The organism is Pseudoalteromonas sp. 0802 (genome assembly GCF_013350085.1).
In the GTDB taxonomy this organism is placed as follows: domain Bacteria; phylum Pseudomonadota; class Gammaproteobacteria; order Enterobacterales; family Alteromonadaceae; genus Pseudoalteromonas.
This window is the reverse complement of sequence record NZ_JABVXE010000014.1, coordinates 18,531-37,520: the sequence shown is the minus strand read 5'-3', so window position 1 is coordinate 37,520 and position 18,990 is coordinate 18,531. Positions and strand designations below refer to the sequence as shown.

The window sequence follows — 18,990 nt, the reverse complement described above, 5'->3', positions numbered from 1 at the left end:
ATAAAACAAAATATCCAGCCCTTTATTTACAATTTTTTAATGAAGCAGCAAAAAGTTTACTTTTTCTTGTTTTGTGGACAAAAAACACACAAATAAGCGTTTAAACTGAGCTTACCGATCATTCATCGCAACAAAGAGTCAAAAAAATGTTAATTTTTCTAAAAAAGCTGTATCTGACGGTCACTTAGTGACGAAACTTTAGTACCCAAATCAACAACAATCATTTCAGCTATTGGCAACAATTGTTTGTTAACATAAATGCCATAATCGTAATTATGTTGACCTGTGTAGTACTCAGCGCCGTTAGCGGTGTAAACATATTTAATTATTTGTCCACGCTGGAATGCAAGATGAGGATTGTCAGCTAAATACTGTTTCGCTGCTTTAACGTGGGGAGGGATGTTTTTTTGGTAATCAGTTAAATGCTGACCCAGGCGTTTGCGATAGATTAACTTAGCGTCAAACTCACCTGCATATAGTTTTTTAACATACCTATCAAAGGCTTGAAAAATTAATTCTTGGCTATAATTTTCAGCAAATAATATCTCAAATAATTCTGTTTGAAACTCATGAGCAAGTTCTGTCCAATCACTCCTTACGGTTTCCATACCTTTAAAAACTAATTTTGAAGCACCATTTTTTTCGACTTTTCCTACATAACGCTTTTTTGAACCCATTGTTTTGCCTCTAATAGTGGGCATAAAAAATGGGCTATAGTGAGTTTCGTACTCAATTTCTAAAAAGCTGTCTATTTTATAGTCTTTCTGCAAAACCTGCTGCCAGCGTTTGTTAATTTTCTCCGCCAGTTTCGTACCGATTTCATTACAGTTTAGTGAATTTAGATCATCATCAAGCTTAACAAAGGTCGAATCTGTATCACCATAAATGACGTCGTAGCCCCACTCTTCTATCCATTGCTTAGTTGTTTGCATTATTTCATGGCCACGCAAAGTAATTGAACTCGACAATCTCGGGTCATAAAAGCGACAACCTTTAGAGCCAAGTACACCATATAAGCTATTCATGATGATTTTAATTGCCTGCGAGAGCATAGGTTGGTTTTTATCTTTGGCCATTTGCCTTGTTGCTGCAAGTTCACGAATAAGCTCAGGCAGATGGTGCTCAGTACGTGAAAACTGTGCTTGGTTAAAACCTTCGATTGCGTCATCTGGCTTTTTTAACCCTTCAACTAGACCAAGAGGGTCTATACAAAATGTACGCATTATTGATGGATAGAGGCTTTTGTAATCAAGCACCAGGATATTCTTGTAAAGACCTGGCTGCGATGACATGACATAACCACCTGGGCTGTCAAAACTTAACCCATGATCGCCTAAATTAGGGGCTATATAGCCACTTCTATGCAATAGCGGTAGATAAAGATTAGTAAAGGCCGCAACTGAGCCACCCATTCGTTCTAATTCAAGTCCGGTGAGTTGGCTTCTTACAACTGCAAAATCGAGTAACTTTAATTTCTCAAAAATCCGCAGAACTAAAATACAATCTTGCCTGTTGTAATTAGCAAGAGACAGTTTGTCTTCATTAAACTGGCGAATAATTTCTTCAAGACGATTATCTGTGCTGATCAGCTTCTCTTCACCAAGTTCGATACTCGCTACATTGGCAAGACTGAAACTGTCGTAGTGATAAGTGGCATTTTTTAAGGTATCAATACCATCAATAACCACGCGACCAGGCATTGTTATGCGAGTAATGTTTCCCGAGCGCACGCGCATTATTTCTTTGTTGCGACCAAGCTTTAGAGATATACCTAACGCCTCAGCTCTTGCGTGAAGCACACTGAAGTCAAATTCAATAACATTCCAACCAATCAGTACATCAGGATCAATTCGCTGAATTTCATTTTCAAACTGAGTAAGAAGATCTATTTCATCTTCACACCAATTGATTTGATAATCTAGATGAGTCGTTGGCTTTGGGCGCCCTATCATTAAAACTTTGTCTATGCCATCTCCGACTAAACCAATAGAAAATAGTACGCCTTCGCCATTACACTCAATATCAATAGAAACATGTTTGAAAAAAGGCCTAAATTCATTGTTTGGTTTTAATTTTGCGTTCTTTAACAGTCGAAAACCGCTTCGTATTTGTATTTCACCTTTTACCCATACAGAGCCTTTAATGAAACGCTCCATCAAAAATCTGTCAATTGGCCTAACATCATCTTCAAAAGTGACTAGCTGTGAACTTTTTAAAACCTTAATGGCGCTGTAGTAATCTTTTAACGATTTAAAATAACAGCATATCACCGACTGATTTTGGAAGTTTTTTAGTTTGGCATCAGCAAAACGAGCATGAATGTTTTGATTTTGTAATAGTCGCTTTGCAGCAGTTACTTGGTTTTCAGGAATGAAAAATACCACCTCTTGGTGCTCAACCTGTACTTTTAAAGGGCCGTTTTCACACCAGAGCCAAAACACAAAACTAACCCCTGATGAGCTATCAAACGCTTCTTTAGAAAGGATAAAACCTGTATCTGTAACCATTTACTTCAAATATCTATTACGGAAGGGGTATAGTACACCCTAACTACATAAAATTATAAGAGCCAATTATGAGCCCAATTGATGCGATTAATAACGCAAAGACACTCGTTGCTACAGAACCATATAAAGCTAAAGTTATGTTGTTAGAGGTACTCAATAAAAATCCAGAATATCATGATGGCTGGGCTTTACTTGCTAATATTCACAAACTACTGCAAGAGCATGAACAACAGCAAAGTGCACTCAAACAATATGAAATGATTCATTGGTTTAATAAACAATTAGACACGGCTAAACAACAATTAACCAACCAAAACCCTCTGCAAGCGCAGCAAACCATTCAGCAATTATTAAAATTAGTACCAAATGAATATAGAGCACTCGAAACGCTAGCTGAGATCGCATTTAAAGTGGGTGATAGCAAAGCTTACTTTGCAATATCAAAACATAACCTTGAGAACAACTCGCAAAAACAAACTGTTAAAGAAAACTACTGTAAAGCCCTACTAAATACCAAGCAATTTGATGAGTTAATCTCTTTTTACCACTCTTCGATATCTTCACCGACATTATACATTGAGAGCCTATTAGCGATCGCTCATGTAAAATTAATGCAATTTGATGAAGCTACAACCATCTATAACAAGTTACTTGATGCAAACTATTACGCAGCCCAATGCCACCTTCGCCTTGGCAACATTGAAAAAATAAAAGGTAATACAGGGCTTGCAATTGATCATTACAAACAAGCACTACAAATAGATAAAAAACTTGGTGAGGCTTACTGGAATTTAGCAAACTTAAAGACATACATTTTTGACAGTAAAGATGTAGACTTTCTAGAACAGCTCACGCAAGATGCTAAGCCAAACCTTAATAGTGCTCAATTCTATTTTGCGCTCGCAAAGGCATATGAACAACAAGGTAACTTCAGCTTATCATTTGCGATGTTAGAAAAAGCGAACAGTATCCAAAAATCACTAACCCCCTATAAGCCGAGTAATTTCACTTCTCGTTGCACGCAACATTTAACTCAAAAGCCAATGGCTCATAATGCATTTGATGAGTCGTTACAGCTGATTTTTATCGTCAGCTTACCCCGCAGTGGCTCTACCTTAGTTGAGCAAATTTTAGCAAGCCACCCTGATGTTGATGCAAGTTATGAATTAACAGAAATTAACGCAATTGCGCGAGAGCTAGAGAGTAAAAAACTCTCAGATGTACCTTATGGCCTTGATAAACTTTCAGAACAAGATAAGGCTCATTATGCCGCAAGGTATTTAAATTTTATTGCTCCACTACGCGGAAAAAATAAGGTCTTTATCGACAAACAACCCGCAAATTTTCATCATATCGCATTAATAAAAACTCTATTTCCAAACGCAAAAATTCTCGAAGTAACAAGAGATAAAGCCGCAACAGCATGGAGTTTATACAAGCATTCTTTTTCTGAGGGCCACGCCTATAGCTACGATTTCAAATCGCTTGCACAATATATAAATGATTACGCAGATTTAATGTCGCACTGGCACGCTCTTTATCCAGATGAAATCTTCAACGTTGACTATCAAAATCTTGTTAATGATTTTTCCAATACAGTTTCTGAGTTGCTTGATTATTGTAGTTTAGAAATGCATGAAAGCTGCATGAGCTTTTATAATCATCAGCGTCCGATAATGACACCAAGCTCAGAACAAGTAAGACAACCGATTTACAAAGATGCTTTAACGCAATGGACAAATTATAAAGTTCACTTAGAGCCGCTATTGAAGCTAATAAAATAATATTCAAACATGTCGCTTGTAGTTGCCCAGTTAAATCTCTAAAATTCATTACTGTAATTATATACATATTTTAGGTTTTCTGGGCATGCTTTCTGACTCTTTAAAAAAAACAATTCGGCAAATTCATAAGCATGTTGCTGATAACCTCACCGATTATCGCCCTCGAAGCAGTCAAAACTATTTAGTTGCCGAGATAGCAAAAACGCTGGCTGGCGAATATCACAAGAGCCAACGAATTTGTGTTATTGAAGCAGGCACCGGGACCGGAAAATCGTTAGCGTATTGTTTAGGGGCATTGCCCTTAGCGATGGCCAAGAAAAAGAAATTAGTGATTTCTACAGCAACCGTTGCCCTACAAGAGCAGTTAATTAGTAAGGAGCTGCCTTTTTTTAAAGAGCACTCTGGCCTAGACATCAAGTTTGATTTAGTGAAAGGTCGACAGCGTTATATCTGTGCACAAAAACTCAGTGCCGCCGTTAATGGCGACAGTCAAACGCAAATGGAGTTTATGCCGACCCTGTCATCGCCGCTTTCTGATATGGAAACCAAATGCTTAAAGCAACTTTATGATGCTTATTCAAAAAAACAATGGCAAGGTGACCGCGATAGCTGGGCTGATACTATTCCTGATAAAGTGTGGAATTTAATTGCCTGTGATAAGCATTCATGCCAACGACAAATGCGCGCTCATCAGCTCTGCCCTTTTCATATGGCACGTCAGCGTCTTATGCAAATGGATGTGCTAGTGATCAACCATTCTTTATTACTGGCTGATCTTGATTTGGGTGGCGGTAAAATTCTACCTGAGCCTGACGATACAATTTATGTAATCGATGAAGCGCACCATTTAGCGCACATCACCCGCGATTTTTCTTCTGCTGCAGCAACCATTAAAGGCACCATAGACTGGCTAGACAAACTGGTAAAATTTGCTGGTAAAATGGCTAATGTGCTCGTAGGTCAAAAAGCGATTGGGCAAAATTTTAAGCTCAGTGACAGTATCAATGATGCTGGTAAAAACTTAAAAGTGGTGCGTGATATTCTTGATAACGCAGACTTTAATTATAACAGTGATGACACCTATCGTTTTGAACATGGTGAAATCCCTGCTTCTTTACATGCCAAAGCAAAAGATATTAGCGATGCCACCCTTGATGCCCTAAGAGCACTCAACAAGTTGCATGACACCTTAGTGCAAGACGTAAGTGATGGTGATATAAAACCTTATGTGGCTGATCCAATCTTGGCAGAAAGTGGTCAGTACATTAACCGTTTAGAGTTATTAAACAAGCTGTGGTTTAGCTACGCGACAAAAGGCGAAGGAATTCCCCATGCGCGCTGGATCAAACGCTTAGAATATAAGAACCATCACGACCATTTACTCAGTGATTGCCCTATTGAAGTTGGCTATTACCTAAAAGATAAATTATGGAATCAATGTGCGGGTGCCGTACTTTGTTCAGCCACCTTAACTGCATTGGGTTCATTTGATCACTTTGCCTATGAATGCGGTCTTGCCAAAGAAGAAGGCGTAAAATACATAAAAGTCCCTTCTCCGTTTGATTACCCAAAACAAGCGACGCTACATATCCCTGCCAGCCATATTGAGCCGACCGATAAAGCGTTTAGCGACCACTTGGCTGAGCAATTACCTAAGTTCCTTGATGATAAAAAAGCAAATTTAGTGTTGTTTGCCTCTTATTGGCAGATGGATCATGTTGTAAAAGCACTGCGTAGCAAAGGAATTGAGGTCTTAGTGCAAGGTGAAATGTCTCGTGAAGCACTGCTTAAAAAGCATAAAGCTAATGTAGATTTAGGTCGTGCTAGCTATTTATTTGGTACTCAAAGTTTATCTGAGGGTCTTGATTTACCAGGTAAATACTTAGAAAACCTGGTAATTACAAAAATTCCATTTGCGGTGCCTACCTCACCAATAGAAGAAGCGCAGGCTGAGTTTGTGCAAAGTAAAGGTGGCAACCCGTTTCTTTCGATAACCGTACCTGATGCGGCAAAGAAATTAGTACAAAGCTGTGGTAGACTGCTGCGCAAAGAAAATGATCAGGGTCGCATTACTATCCTTGATCGCCGTTTAGTGACCAAGCGATATGGCAAAGCCATGCTCGATACCTTGCCACCTTTTAAAAGACAAATTGATTATTAATGTTTGAATTAGCTTTAGACCCAGCAACCTGGGCACTATTATGCGCAGTCGCACTGGCAGCGGGCTTTATTGATGCAATTGCAGGCGGTGGCGGGATGTTAACTGTGCCAGCGCTATTAACTGCAGGCTTACCGCCCCATCTCACCTTAGGTACCAATAAACTTGCAGCGAGTTTTGGCTCATTGACGGCCAGCGTGACTTATTTTCGTAAAAAGTTGTTCAACCCACGGTTTTGGGCTGCATCTATTTTAGCGACAGCTATTGGGGCACTCGTAGGCACTTTAGTGGTTGATTACTTAAGTATTGAATTTTTAAATAAATTACTACCGGTGGTGATTATTTTAGTCGCTTGTTACAGCTTATTTGGCAGTTTGAGTACAACTGAGCATAACGAGCTACCAGAGCTTGATGGTAAAACTAAAGTTAAACAATGGCTGCAAGGTCTTGGACTTGGTTTTTTTGATGGCTTAGCAGGCCCAGGCACTGGCACATTTTGGACAGCCTCAAATAGCCTATTATATAAAATGAGCTTATTGCTTAACTGTGGCCTTGCCCGTTCAATGAATTTTGTTTCAAACTTTATTTCTTTGATCACCTTCGTGGCGCTTGGCCATGTGAACTTTTTACTTGGTATCACAATGGGCTTTTTCTTGATGCTTGGAGCATGGTTAGGAGCACATTCAGCAATAAAGTTTGGTAGTAAAATGATCCGCCCAGTGTTTAACACTGTGGTTATAGTGTTAGCATTAAAGTTAATCTATGAGGCTTATTTATAAATGCAATCGACTGCTTTTGATAAACTACGTTCACAAATTGAAAGGCTCAAACAATTAGCCACACAATTTGATAAGGGTAATTTATTTGCTAAAAATCGCTATATGCAAGCCCAACCAAGTTTGTTTGATAAAGCCGTGTTTAGCACAAAAAGTATGAAGCTAGCGGACTACGTAAGCGAAATCGAAGATGAGCTTAACAGCTTGCCGCCTGCTGAGCATCGCCATGCTTACCAATATGCACTTGAGCGCATTACCCTTCAGGTAGAGGCGGTATTTAATGTGATCAAATCAACCCCTGTATGGGCTAAAGAAAATAAGTACAGTTTTAAGCCAAAAGCTAAACCACAGGTTTATAAACAAGCAGTTAAAAAAATCATGCAGTCATCCCATGAACTTTATGACGAACTAAAGCAAAACCATGAGTTTGAACGCCGCTTAGTATTGATGATCGAAGAGCGAAAACTAAAACTTGAAGCTGCAAATACACAGCAAGCAGCCGAAATTAACAAAGAAATACTCGCATTACACGCAAGACTTGGCCGTTGTCGTAAGGCAATTTCTGCCACTGAAGACAAAATTCAACAGGTCGAGAAACAGCAGCTGAGATAATGTTTTACTACCATCCAAGTTATTCAGCGTTAGCTTTACCTGAGCGTCACCGCTTTCCCATTGATAAATATCGCTTGTTAAAACAGCTTGTCAGCAACTTCATTGATGAACAGTATTTCATTACCCCACAACAAGCCACTAAAGCTCAGCTTACTCTGTGCCATAACCCCGCGTATGTCGACGCATTTTTAGCTGGTAGTCTTGATAGCAAAGCCATTAAAAAAATGGGCTTTCCTTGGTCTACTCAATTGGTTGAACGAACACTATACTCTGTTGGGGCGAGTATTCAAGGCGCTGAGTTTGCATTACAACAGGGTGCTGCTTTTAACCTAAGTGGTGGTTATCATCATGCTTTTACAGGATATGGTAGTGGCTTTTGTATTTTTAATGACTTAGCGATAGCTGCTGCACACTTGATTGATACTGAGCAGGCCGACACCGTATTAATCTTTGACTGTGACGTTCACCAAGGCGATGGCACAGCTGAAGTTACGCAACTACATCCTCAAATAATTAGCTGCTCAATTCATTGTCAGCAAAACTTCCCCCGCATTAAGCAGCAATCAAACTACGATTTTGCTTTAGAGCATGGCACTTCAGATGCTGAATACCTAGAGACCGTCAAACAAGCTTTAGCCCTAACAACTAGACTCCACCAGCCAGATATCATTTTGTATAACGCCGGCGCAGACATCGCAACAGATGACGAATTAGGACACTTTCAAGTGAGTTTAGAAGGCGTGTATCAACGTGACTATTTTGTATTAAACCAAGCAAAGCAAGCAGAAATCCCAGTGTTTGCAGCCATGGGCGGTGGCTATCAACGAAATGTAAGCCGTTTGGTTGATGTTCACGGTCAGCTTTTTAGGGCTGCTGTCGATTTATTTTAAAGCTTGGTATACACTAAAAGTGACTGTTTAATTAGGCTTATTTTGTATGAAAATGCATGACGACATTCACAACTACTATGAAAAATTAGTTGTCGAAGACATCACTAAACGCAACTTAGAATCAACCTATAGTGATGATATTATGGCAGATTTATGCTGCACCGTATTAAACCAACTGCCTGCCCGTTACATCCGTTACGATGTCGATATGGAATTTTATTTACCTCAAACAGAGCGTATTAAAATGGAGCAACAAGTGCAAACGGCCATCGATGTAGCGATCAGCCAAGTTGCTAAGAAAAAGGAACTGCAAAAATGAGTAATGAGTTAGATAGCGCGCCTAACTACATCAAGATTGCTGTAGATCTCATTATGCTCTTAGAACAAAACGACGTACCTGCCGAAGATGTATTAGCAGCTTTAGAAATCGTAAAGTCTGACTTTGAAAAGAAACTTCCCCAATCAACTGATTAATAGACCGAAAATGGCGAGTATTGGGGCATAAATTTGTTATGCTCAGGTTTTATAATTTAAGAATGTAAAACCATGTCATTGCCAAGTTTATTACGCTTATTCATCCTTGCTGCTATTTGGGGCGCTTCCTTCTTATTTATGCGCATGGCAGCGAATAGCTTAGGCCCTGCAGTATTAATTGAGTTAAGAGTCGGCTTTGCAGCAATAACACTGTTTATTTTTGCGCTGTACTTACGCAAGAAACTGGCTTTCACGACCCACAAAAAGCATTTTTTCATTATTGGCGCGCTTAATTCCGCCATTCCCTTTTTATTGTTTGCCTTTGCAGCACAAACAATTAATGCATCTACCTTATCCATATTAAACTCAACAACGCCAATTTGGGGCGCCATAGTCGGTATTATTTGGAGTAAAACCAAACCCACTAAAAGTATGTTGCTTGGCTTACTGTTAGGTTTAACGGGCGTGGCCATTTTGGTAGGTCAAAATAGCCTGACTATCGACAGCCAAGCCATCACTGCTACTGTTGCAGCATTGTGTGCTTCACTCAGCTACGCCATCGCATCCCATTACACTAAACATGCACCTAAGTTATCTGCTTTTGATAATGCCCATGGCAGTATGTGGGCTGCGAGTATCATGGTACTGCCACTTATTTTTGTTATTCCCGCCAGAGAAATGCCAACTAACGAAATGATGCTTGGTGTGGTGGCACTCGGAGTACTGTGTACTGCAGTAGCATATATCTTGTTCTTTCGTTTGATTGATGACATTGGCCCAACCTCTGCGTTGACTGTTACTTTTTTGATTCCACTTTTTGGCATAGTATGGGGAAATTTAATTTTAGATGAGCAAATTGGTCCCAATACCTTAGTTGGCGCACTGTGTGTTATCGCAGGTACCATGCTCGTTACAGGCTTTATTCGCATCAAGCCATTTCTAAAACGAAACACCTTGTAACAGAATGCAAATTGCATTTTTAAATACAATCTATATTCTGTTAGATACTAAAAAAGGAAGGAGAAGTGTATGTCAGGTACTACCATGGTGGTGTTAATCGTGCTGATATCAGTCGGCTCTGGGGTAATTTATGATATGTATAAAAAACACCTTGAGTTTAAATCACGAACTTTAAAAAATTCAAAAGAAGCAAACGAACATGTAGCCGAAGTAACAAAAGAGTTACAAGAGCTAAGAGAGCGTGTACAAACCCTCGAAGCCATTGTCACTGACTCTAGCTACAACGTAAAACAAGAGATTAATAAACTTTAATTAAGTTAACTCTAATTAAGACAATAATGCACTGTATTGTTCAAGCACAGGCTGATAATAATCGGCGTCTTGATTTAACATGCGTTGGTAATGAGCACATAACTGCTTTAAATACGTTTGGTGCTCTTTACTTTCTAGTTGCCACATTTGTTGCCCGACTCGCGTGATCGGCTGCGAGGATGACGCACTCATGGCAATAACTTCATAAAATCGTTTGTTTTCACACACTAACTGCTCAGAGACGAGCCCCAATGGCAGTGTTTGTAAATAGCTACGAACTTGATAACTGTGATGCACTGGGCAAACAATAAAGTCGATGTGCGTATTTGGCTGTTGGCTTACAATCTTCGCTAAGAACTGCACTAACAACTCACCACCCACTCCAGCAATAATAACAAGATGGCGTTTTTTAGGATCTGGTGAAATCATTGCTACATCTTGGCAATGTACCTGCCAACGGCCGCGTTGCTCTCTTTTAGCAAAACGTTCGAGTTTATCACCTAGTGCCTGCATTAACTCAGGCACAATATCAACAAAATGTATAAGCGGTGCTTTATCTTGCTGTAGCAGCTCAATGCCTAACAAACCGTGATCACAGCAACAATCCCAGATTTCGTCATAACCTGAATCTACCACATCAATGATGGCTGATAGTCGTTTACTCAGTGCCATTAGTTTGCTGTTTTATAAACTAACGCTTTTAAGCTGCGATCACTGTCTACTTCAATAAAACCATCGGTAGGAGCTAATCGCTCAACAAAACTAATTGCTCCTTGTGTATGATCGCTAATGAGGTCTTTAAACGCCTGCTCTGAAAGCTCAGGGCTATTGGCACACAGTAATAATTGGGTGTTTTCATTTAACAGCTCAGGTAAACGACGCAAGATTTTTTGATAATCCTTGGTCAATATAAAGCTGCCCTTTTGAAAGCTCGGTGGATCAACAATGATTAATTCATAGGGCGCTGATTTTTTTAGTTTACCGAATGATTTTAAAATATCGTGCGGGAAATAACTCACACCTTGATCAAAACCATTTAGCTGATGATTTTGTTTACCCGTGCGCAGCACACCTTTATTCATGTCCATATTTATAACTTGGTCTGCCCCACCCTGCATTGCTGCAACAGAAAAACCACATGTATATGAAAATAGGTTGAGTACTTTTGCATTTTTACTATTGGCTTGTACAAACTCACGGCCACGGCGCATATCAGGGAAAATCCCGGTATTTTGGCGACTCAATAAATCGACTTTAAACTTAATGCCGTTTTCACTCACTAAATGCTCTTGCGGTAATTCACCAAACATCAGGGCATTACGGGTATTAATACCGCTGCGCTGCTGGTAAACCAATGCACTCACAAGCTCTGGCGCATTCTGTTGCGCCCATTGCCACAGGGTATCAGTTAATTGCGCAAGCACTTGTTCATCTATTTCTTCATATGAAACTAAAAAAAGTGCTGGCGGATAAAAGTCTAAGTTTATGTGGCTCAGCTCAGCGACTGAGTGACCACGGCCATGGAATACACGACATAATTCATTAGCAGCAAGTGGAGCCTCTGCTAAGGCATTTAAAATGGCAGAAAAATCGTTTGTCATCATCTTTAGTTAATTAACTGTTGTTGTAATTCGTGAATTTCATCACGCACAGACGCCGCTTTTTCAAACTCAAGATCGCTAGCATAAGCATGCATTTTCGCTTCAAGGGTTTTGATTTGGCTAGCAATATCTTTCGCGCTGAGTACTTGTTTAGACTCTTTACGCACCAACTTAAGGTTATCTTTCGGACTTGCTTCTTCACCCAAATCCATAATATCGGTGATACTTTTAACCAGTGCTTGCGGCTCTATACCATGCTCAAGGTTATAAGCTTGTTGTTTTTCACGGCGACGGTCTGTTTCATCAATGGCTTGTCGCATCGAGTTAGTTATGCGGTCGCCATAAAGAATCGCTTTACCATTTAAGTGACGCGCAGCACGACCTATGGTTTGAATAAGCGAGCGAGTCGAACGTAAGAAACCTTCTTTATCGGCATCAAGTATCGCCACCAGTGAAACTTCTGGCATGTCGAGACCTTCTCGCAATAAGTTAATACCCACTAACACATCAAACACACCGGCACGTAAATCACGGATAATTTCGACTCGTTCAACGGTGTCGATGTCTGAGTGCAAGTAGCGAACTTTTACATCATGGTCGTTGAGATAGTCGGTTAAATCTTCTGCCATGCGCTTAGTTAAAGTAGTAACAAGTACCCGCTCGTTCACTTCAACTCGTTTATAGATCTCAGAAAGTAAGTCATCAACCTGGGTGCCCACAGGGCGCACTTCAATTTCAGGGTCTATAAGCCCGGTTGGACGAATGACCTGCTCAGCAACCTCCCCTGATGAGCGCTCAAGCTCAAAGTCACCAGGTGTTGCCGACACATAAATAGTTTGCGGCGCAATGGCTTCAAATTCTTCAAAGCGTAATGGGCGGTTATCTAATGCCGATGGCAAGCGAAAGCCATACTCAACAAGATTTTCCTTACGGCTTCTATCGCCTTTATACATAGCACCAATTTGCGACACAGTAACGTGTGATTCATCAATAATCATCAATGCATCATCGGGTAGGTAATCTAATAATGTCGGAGGTGGATCGCCTGGTGTTCTGCCAGATAAATATCGCGAGTAGTTTTCAATGCCTGAGCAATAACCAAGCTCGGTCATCATTTCAATATCGTACTGGGTGCGCTGAGCAATACGCTGCTCTTCCACAAGTTTGTTGGCACTAAGTAGTTGAGCTCGGCGGTCTTTAAGCTCACCTTTAATTTTATCAATGGCATCAAGAATTTTTTCACGGGGAGTTACATAGTGAGTTTTCGGGTAAATAGTTGCGCGCACAATGTGCTTTTCAACAGCCCCTGTAAGCGGGTCAAAAATACTTAAACGTTCAATTTCATCGTCAAACATTTCCACACGAACAGCGTAAGTATCCGATTCAGCTGGAAATATATCGACCACTTCACCACGAACACGATAAGTACCACGGCTAAATTCAATATCGTTGCGTGTATATTGCAGCTCAGCAAGACGACGCAGCATATCGCGCTGATCGACGGTTTCACCCACTTTTAGCAAGAGCATCATCTTCATGTATGAGTCAGGGTCGCCCAAACCATAAATAGCAGACACCGAAGCCACAATAATGGTATCGCGTCGCTCAAGCAGCGCTTTGGTGGCACTTAAACGCATTTGTTCAATGTGCTCATTGATAGACGCATCTTTTTCAATAAAGGTATCGCTGGCAACAACGTAGGCTTCTGGCTGGTAATAATCGTAATAAGATACAAAATACTCAACCGCATTATGGGGAAAAAACTCTTTCATTTCGCCATAAAGCTGTGCAGCGAGCGTTTTGTTGTGTGCCATGATGATAGTTGGACGATTCAAATCATTAATAATATTGGCCATGGTGAAGGTTTTACCCGTTCCCGTAGCCCCTAATAATGTTTGATGCGCAAGCCCAGCCTCTAGGCCATCTTTTAATTGCGTTATTGCCGTTGGTTGGTCACCACTTGGCTGAAATTTCGAAACTAGTTGGAAATGGTCGCTCATGAATGACACTCCTTCATATATGACTCACTTAACCCATCAACTTCTTTAATAAACCATTTATAGGCGACCATTGCAGTGAATAAGTTACCAATCGCCGCACCAATAAATAAACCGGTTAAGCCTGCGATTTCGCTGCCTATATAAGCAAAAGGTACATAAAAAACAAACAGGCGTACTACACTTAAAATCAGTGCATTCATTGGTTTATGCAGAGCATTAAATGAAGAGTTAGATAAAATAATCACCCCTTGCAGGCCATAACTCAACGGCAAGATATAAATGAATAACTTAATCACATCCATTACCGCTTGCTCTTTACCAAATACATCAGCGATAAAGCCAGAGGTTAACAACAGTAAAATATAAATAGCGAACTGCCAAATCATCACGAATTTCAAGGTTTTTGTGTAGGCTTCTTTAACACGCTCAAACTTACCTGCCCCAAAGTTTTGACTCACAAATGGCGGCAAGGTCATCGACAAAGCAAGCACCACAAGGCTTGCAATAGATTCAATGCGACTGCCTACACCAAACGCCGCAACCGCTTCAGGACCATGTTTAGCCACTAATGCTGTCATGACCGCCATGGCAATAGGTGTCAGCATATTTGCGCCAGCCGCAGGTAAACCAATTTTAAGAATTTTACGAATCGAGCTAAGCGGCGTTTGCACACCAGCATGCAAACTCAATAGACCATTTTTTACCGCAAGGATGTATAAAATGATAACGACAGCAACTGACCATGCAATAACACTAGCAATAGCTGCGCCTTGAATACCTAATGCCGGAACAGGTCCAAAGCCAAAAATAAGTATAGGGTCTAAGATGGCATTAATCAGCCCTGCTCCACCCATAACAATGCTCGGTGTTTTGGTATCGCCACTGGCTCTAAGCACTGAGTTGCCAACCATAGGGGTAATTAGAAATACGCTGCCTAAGAACCACACACTCATATACTCATGAATAAGCGGTAAGACTAATTCGCCAGCACCCAATAACTTAAAGATCGGATCTATTAATAAATAACCTACTACAGATAAGCTAAACACCATCACCACCGATACCAACAACGACATGCTTGCATCAAAACGTGCTTCATCTAACTTATCACTACCAAGTGCTTTAGCGATAACCGCAGAGGTACCTATCCCTAAACCAATTGCAAGGCTAATAACAGTAAAAGTAACAGGAAAGGTAAAACTGACAGCGGCGAGAGGCTCTGTCCCTAACAAACTAATGAAGAAGGTATCAACCAAATTAAACATCATTAGGGTGATCATGCCAAAGATCATTGGGATGGTCATTTTTTTCAAGGTTGGCAGAATGGGTGAGTTTAAAAGATCAGGTTTAGTTTTGCTCTGCGGTTTCACGCTCATGGGAATACTTTGCCTCTTTTTCTGAACCTGTAAGTTTAAAGCATCCTTCTCTTGCAAGCTATGCTTTATTAACAGAATCAAAATTCATACACAAAACTATTACTTTTGGCGCTTTGACATAAAAATAACCACTAACCCTCATAAAAAACAATATAAAAACAAGTTTAATAGCTTTGTTACAATTAAAAGGCAGTATTCGCTGTTTTTTTACACAATAAATAGCACCATTTCATCGTCACGAATAAATTTACTCATCAATTCAGCAAGGCTTCAGATAAAAACACTAACACATTGATTTAAAATGAATTAAAAAAAGTGAATTAAATACTTGAAATTGCTGTAGCCCTCGAAAATCCTAGCACTATAGCTGTTCTTAAAGTTTAATAAACAGAGTTATCCACAGAAACCGTGGATAACTCTCTAGAAGCCGCAAATATAAAGGCTTTTAAGGCTAGCCTGAAACGCACAATACTATAAATAGCAAAGCATCTTGTTTTAACCCTTTTATAAGTTTAGTGAAAAGAAGACGCAAAAAATGTTCTACAGCAACGTGAACTTAAGTATGACAATTAAAATACAAGGAAAGATTACAAGCTAAGCATCTGATAAAAAGAACTAAAATTACCTTGTGTATAATTGAAGCCAACTAATTTTAGAATTTTCTAGCAAAAATCGGGGAACCCTACCTTTAGCCCATTAAGGAAATACACGAAAAAATATCAGGAGTGGGAACTGCCACGAAAAGAATTAGATCTATTTTTTGCCATCCGAAAAAAACATTACATAAATAGTGATTTCCTCGATTTGGTAAAGAATGACTTAGCAAAGAAACCTTTTTTATATTTTTAAAAAATGACTCAGCTCAAAAAGCATGCAAAAAAGTGATGCATTCGACATAGATCCCCCGCTGCTAAGCAAAAAATGTTGAGCTTTTCAGCTACATTTTGCTCAGATCGAACATAAAAACATCGAATAAGCTTCTTTTTTGAATTTATGAAGTTTTTATGTTGACACTTTGCAATGCTGTCATTAATATTTCGCCCCGTTGAAAGGCATGACGCTTCCCCCTTAGCTCAGTTGGTTAGAGCGACGGACTGTTAATCCGCAGGTCCCCCGTTCGAGTCGGGGAGGGGGAGCCAAGTTTTTCAATCATAAACGATTCCCCCTTAGCTCAGTTGGTTAGAGCGACGGACTGTTAATCCGCAGGTCCCCCGTTCGAGTCGGGGAGGGGGAGCCAAATTTAGTTCCCCCTTAGCTCAGTTGGTTAGAGCGACGGACTGTTAATCCGCAGGTCCCCCGTTCGAGTCGGGGAGGGGGAGCCAACTCCACGAATCTATTAAAATTTTATCTGCTACTATTGGTCGATTGTATTAGACTTTAAAGCACTTATAATCTAACCTAATCTAAGTTTATTCTATATTATGCTTTAGAATACAACGACTATACTTAAAGCAATCAATCAAGGAATTGATTCCTTCCTTTAGGCTTTTAAAAGATAAGAACATGGCTGGCTTTAAAAAACTTATTTTTATACAACTTATATCTTGGTTGCTGTTTGCATTATTAGGTGGTTACTTTATTGCGCTTAGCTTTGATAGCGCAGTTAGTGATGCACAGCAAAAAGCACAGCGTGTAGTAAACGCATATATAAATACACAAACCATTGAGCAACTTGCACCAGAGAAAATACAAAAAGCATTTGCCGATGGCAGTACTTTTTCTAAACTTGTGATACGTGATCAATCAGGTCAAGTGGTTAGCATGGTAGAATCTAGCCAATCCCTACCCTTGTTTGCTGAAATAGTTAATAACAGTTTTAATTCTATTCGCCCTCAGTTCGCTGTTAATCAAACATCTGACATTAAAGTAGAGTTTACGATTAATGCACACAATCTAGCTAGCCTATTACAACAGTCTTTATTTATTGTAGTTTTGATTTCAGGCCTTATTGCCCTACTTCCTATTATTTATATGAAGAGCATGTTCCGCCGCCTAAATCGTAAAATTAGTACGACTATTTCAGATATCGTTGATATTTATATCAACCAAAATCAGGTTAACGGTGACCTCGAGCAAGCGATGGATACCACCCGCTTAAAGAAGCTAAGCAAAGATTTAATTCCATCGTTCAATCGCCTATCGCATTTCTTACAGACCAAGCATGATGACATTCAAAACAATGCGCTAAGCATTAAAAAAGAAGCGTATAAAGATGTAGTCACAAACCTTGGCAACCGTAATATGTTTGTTGAGTACTACGAGAAAAATATTGAAAACGCAGAAAAGAGCACCTTTGGTTCGCTTGCTATGGTTCGTTGTAGCGAATTGCAAACCATCAACCAAACCCGTGGTTACCAAAAAGGTGATGAATACGTAAAAGGTGTGGCCGATATTATTAAACATATTAGCGGCACCTATACAGGCAGTCAGGTTTTTCGTTTAAACAGCTCTGACTTTGCAGTGGTATTGCCTAATACCCCTCTTAAAGAAGCTGAACGCTTTGGCGATAACTTACAATCGCGTTTTACTCAGTATCAGCAAAACCAAGAATTAAGTTCAGTTGCTAACACAGGTATTGTTGGCTACGAAAAAGGTAAGCCGCTTGGTGAGTTATTATCGATTGTTGATAATGCAATGAGCATGGCGCAATCAAAACAAGCGAATGCATGGCATGTGCAGCGCGAAACAGACTTGGTCAATAACGCCAGCGCAGGCTTTGGTAACCAAAACTGGCGTAAAGTTATTAGCGAAGTTATTGAGTCGAAACGTGTTCACTTGGTTATGCAGAACATTATGCCAATAGGTAAAAGTGTTAAAGCCTATGCCGAGATTCAAGTTCGTTTTAAAACCGCAGAAAATCAAATGCTGCCAACAGCCTCTTTCCTTGCTATGGCAGAGAAGCTAGAAATGGCAATGGAAATTGACCGCTTAATTATCGATACCACTTTAGAAAAAGTTAAAACGCGTAATTTCTCTGAAAAATTCTTTGGTATTAATGTTACGGCATCAAGCGCTCACAATGATCAGTTTGTGATCTGGTTAGAACGCCGCTTACTTAAAGACAGTAACATTGCATCAAAACTTATTTTTGAAGTCAGTGAGTTTGGATTACAACAAAACATTAAAGCAAGTAAACGCTTTATCGATATGGTACATCGCGTGGGCGCACGCATTACTGTAGAACGTTTTGGTGTGGGATTAACCTCATTTAAATTCTTTAGAGACTTAAAACCTGACTTTATCAAAATGGATGCAAGCTATACTCGCGGCCTCGAAGAAGATAAAAACAATCAATACTTTATGCGTTTAATGGTGGATCTAGCTCACCGTATTGGTGTGAGTGTATTTGCTGAAGGCGTAGAAAGCCAAGAAGAAAAACATATCATCGAAACGCTGTGCTTAGATGGTGTGCAAGGCTATTACATCGAAAAGCCAAAAGATATCTAACCCCTCTTTAAGGCCCAAAAAACCTTACTATTCTTGGGCCTATTCCAGCTATTAACTTTGCTTTAACACTTTAATCGCAAACAGCTTTGTTAA

At 39.8% G+C, this 18,990-nt stretch carries 15 protein-coding genes and 3 tRNA genes; 13 read left to right on the top strand and 5 right to left on the bottom strand.

Translation table 11 applies throughout. The annotated features are described in order from the left end of the window. Positions 1 to 158: 158 nt before the first annotated feature. Positions 159 to 2,507, bottom strand: coding sequence for a DNA polymerase II (locus HUS61_RS16570; protein WP_175083192.1), 2,349 nt, complete (start codon positions 2,505 to 2,507; stop codon positions 159 to 161). A gap of 68 nt (positions 2,508 to 2,575) precedes the next feature. Between HUS61_RS16570 and HUS61_RS16565 the strand changes: the two genes are divergently transcribed. From HUS61_RS16565 to HUS61_RS16525, 9 genes are all read left to right on the top strand, one after another. Beyond that, positions 2,576 to 4,291, top strand: a complete 1,716-nt coding sequence (locus tag HUS61_RS16565; protein WP_175083191.1) for a tetratricopeptide repeat-containing sulfotransferase family protein — start codon at positions 2,576 to 2,578, stop codon at positions 4,289 to 4,291. A gap of 85 nt (positions 4,292 to 4,376) precedes the next feature. Continuing rightward, on the top strand, positions 4,377 to 6,452 hold the full coding sequence (dinG, locus tag HUS61_RS16560) for an ATP-dependent DNA helicase DinG (RefSeq protein ID WP_175083190.1): 2,076 nt from the start codon (positions 4,377 to 4,379) through the stop codon (positions 6,450 to 6,452). Further along, positions 6,452 to 7,228 (top strand): TSUP family transporter, encoded by a 777-nt coding sequence (locus HUS61_RS16555; RefSeq protein WP_175083189.1) that lies wholly within the window; start codon positions 6,452 to 6,454, stop codon positions 7,226 to 7,228. The genes dinG and HUS61_RS16555 overlap by 1 nt, the downstream gene beginning before the upstream one ends. Further along, positions 7,229 to 7,837, top strand: a complete 609-nt coding sequence (locus HUS61_RS16550) for a primosomal replication protein (protein WP_054563653.1) — start codon at positions 7,229 to 7,231, stop codon at positions 7,835 to 7,837. Further along, positions 7,834 to 8,727, top strand: a complete 894-nt coding sequence (locus HUS61_RS16545) for a histone deacetylase (RefSeq protein WP_175083210.1) — start codon at positions 7,834 to 7,836, stop codon at positions 8,725 to 8,727. Before HUS61_RS16550 ends, HUS61_RS16545 begins: the two co-directional genes overlap by 4 nt. Positions 8,728 to 8,773: 46 nt before the next feature. Continuing rightward, entirely contained in the window at positions 8,774 to 9,046 is a 273-nt protein-coding gene (locus HUS61_RS16540) for a late competence development ComFB family protein (RefSeq protein WP_105175122.1), read from the top strand. Next, a complete protein-coding gene (locus HUS61_RS16535; protein WP_082874113.1) occupies positions 9,043 to 9,201 on the top strand; it encodes a YbaM family protein in 159 nt (52 codons plus the stop codon). Before HUS61_RS16540 ends, HUS61_RS16535 begins: the two co-directional genes overlap by 4 nt. Before the next feature lie 72 nt (positions 9,202 to 9,273). Then, positions 9,274 to 10,161, top strand: coding sequence for a DMT family transporter (locus tag HUS61_RS16530; protein WP_175083188.1), 888 nt, complete (start codon positions 9,274 to 9,276; stop codon positions 10,159 to 10,161). Positions 10,162 to 10,230: 69 nt separating this feature from the next. Beyond that, entirely contained in the window at positions 10,231 to 10,473 is a 243-nt protein-coding gene (locus HUS61_RS16525) for a hypothetical protein (protein WP_058583760.1), read from the top strand. A gap of 15 nt (positions 10,474 to 10,488) precedes the next feature. Here HUS61_RS16525 and HUS61_RS16520 read toward each other — a convergent pair whose 3' ends face one another. Genes HUS61_RS16520 through HUS61_RS16505 form a run of 4 tightly spaced genes read right to left on the bottom strand, consistent with a single transcriptional unit; the run spans position 10,489 to position 15,450 of the window. Then, positions 10,489 to 11,145 carry a tRNA (adenine(22)-N(1))-methyltransferase TrmK gene (locus HUS61_RS16520; RefSeq protein ID WP_175083187.1) on the bottom strand — a complete coding sequence of 219 codons (657 nt, stop codon included), beginning with the start codon at positions 11,143 to 11,145 and terminating at the stop codon, positions 10,489 to 10,491. Continuing rightward, a complete protein-coding gene (locus HUS61_RS16515) occupies positions 11,145 to 12,074 on the bottom strand; it encodes a class I SAM-dependent methyltransferase (RefSeq protein ID WP_175083209.1) in 930 nt (309 codons plus the stop codon). The genes HUS61_RS16520 and HUS61_RS16515 overlap by 1 nt, the downstream gene beginning before the upstream one ends. 5 nt (positions 12,075 to 12,079) lie before the next feature. Further along, on the bottom strand, positions 12,080 to 14,074 hold the full coding sequence (uvrB, locus tag HUS61_RS16510; protein WP_175083186.1) for an excinuclease ABC subunit UvrB: 1,995 nt from the start codon (positions 14,072 to 14,074) through the stop codon (positions 12,080 to 12,082). Next, on the bottom strand, positions 14,071 to 15,450 hold the full coding sequence (locus HUS61_RS16505; RefSeq protein WP_058583763.1) for an MATE family efflux transporter: 1,380 nt from the start codon (positions 15,448 to 15,450) through the stop codon (positions 14,071 to 14,073). The genes uvrB and HUS61_RS16505 overlap by 4 nt, the downstream gene beginning before the upstream one ends. 1,062 nt (positions 15,451 to 16,512) lie before the next feature. Here HUS61_RS16505 and HUS61_RS16500 point away from each other — a divergent pair. The 4 genes from HUS61_RS16500 (at position 16,513) to HUS61_RS16485 (ending at position 18,897) form a co-directional block, all read left to right on the top strand. Continuing rightward, positions 16,513 to 16,589 (top strand) — tRNA-Asn (locus HUS61_RS16500). A 21-nt stretch (positions 16,590 to 16,610) separates the two neighbouring features. Further along, positions 16,611 to 16,687, top strand: a tRNA-Asn gene (locus tag HUS61_RS16495). Positions 16,688 to 16,695: 8 nt separating this feature from the next. After that, positions 16,696 to 16,772: transfer RNA gene (locus tag HUS61_RS16490), tRNA-Asn, on the top strand. A 181-nt stretch (positions 16,773 to 16,953) separates the two neighbouring features. Then, positions 16,954 to 18,897, top strand: coding sequence for an EAL domain-containing protein (locus HUS61_RS16485; protein WP_175083185.1), 1,944 nt, complete (start codon positions 16,954 to 16,956; stop codon positions 18,895 to 18,897). Positions 18,898 to 18,990: the final 93 nt, after the last annotated feature.

Excerpts from the sequence above, each read along its gene's own strand:
- HUS61_RS16530 (WP_175083188.1), top strand. The coding sequence starts at position 9,274 with ATGTCATTGCCAAGTTTATTACGCTTATTCATCCTTGCTGCTATTTGG.
- HUS61_RS16525 (WP_058583760.1), top strand. The coding sequence starts at position 10,231 with ATGTCAGGTACTACCATGGTGGTGTTAATCGTGCTGATATCAGTCGGC.
- HUS61_RS16505 (WP_058583763.1), bottom strand. The coding sequence starts at position 15,450 with ATGAGCGTGAAACCGCAGAGCAAAACTAAACCTGATCTTTTAAACTCA.
- HUS61_RS16540 (WP_105175122.1), top strand. The coding sequence starts at position 8,774 with ATGAAAATGCATGACGACATTCACAACTACTATGAAAAATTAGTTGTC.
- HUS61_RS16535 (WP_082874113.1), top strand. The coding sequence starts at position 9,043 with ATGAGTAATGAGTTAGATAGCGCGCCTAACTACATCAAGATTGCTGTA.
- HUS61_RS16485 (WP_175083185.1), top strand. The coding sequence starts at position 16,954 with ATGGCTGGCTTTAAAAAACTTATTTTTATACAACTTATATCTTGGTTG.
- HUS61_RS16515 (WP_175083209.1), bottom strand. The coding sequence starts at position 12,074 with ATGACAAACGATTTTTCTGCCATTTTAAATGCCTTAGCAGAGGCTCCA.
- HUS61_RS16520 (WP_175083187.1), bottom strand. The coding sequence starts at position 11,145 with ATGGCACTGAGTAAACGACTATCAGCCATCATTGATGTGGTAGATTCA.
- HUS61_RS16565 (WP_175083191.1), top strand. The coding sequence starts at position 2,576 with ATGAGCCCAATTGATGCGATTAATAACGCAAAGACACTCGTTGCTACA.
- HUS61_RS16555 (WP_175083189.1), top strand. The coding sequence starts at position 6,452 with ATGTTTGAATTAGCTTTAGACCCAGCAACCTGGGCACTATTATGCGCA.
- HUS61_RS16570 (WP_175083192.1), bottom strand. The coding sequence starts at position 2,507 with ATGGTTACAGATACAGGTTTTATCCTTTCTAAAGAAGCGTTTGATAGC.
- HUS61_RS16550 (WP_054563653.1), top strand. The coding sequence starts at position 7,229 with ATGCAATCGACTGCTTTTGATAAACTACGTTCACAAATTGAAAGGCTC.
- uvrB (WP_175083186.1), bottom strand. The coding sequence starts at position 14,074 with ATGAGCGACCATTTCCAACTAGTTTCGAAATTTCAGCCAAGTGGTGAC.
- dinG (WP_175083190.1), top strand. The coding sequence starts at position 4,377 with ATGCTTTCTGACTCTTTAAAAAAAACAATTCGGCAAATTCATAAGCAT.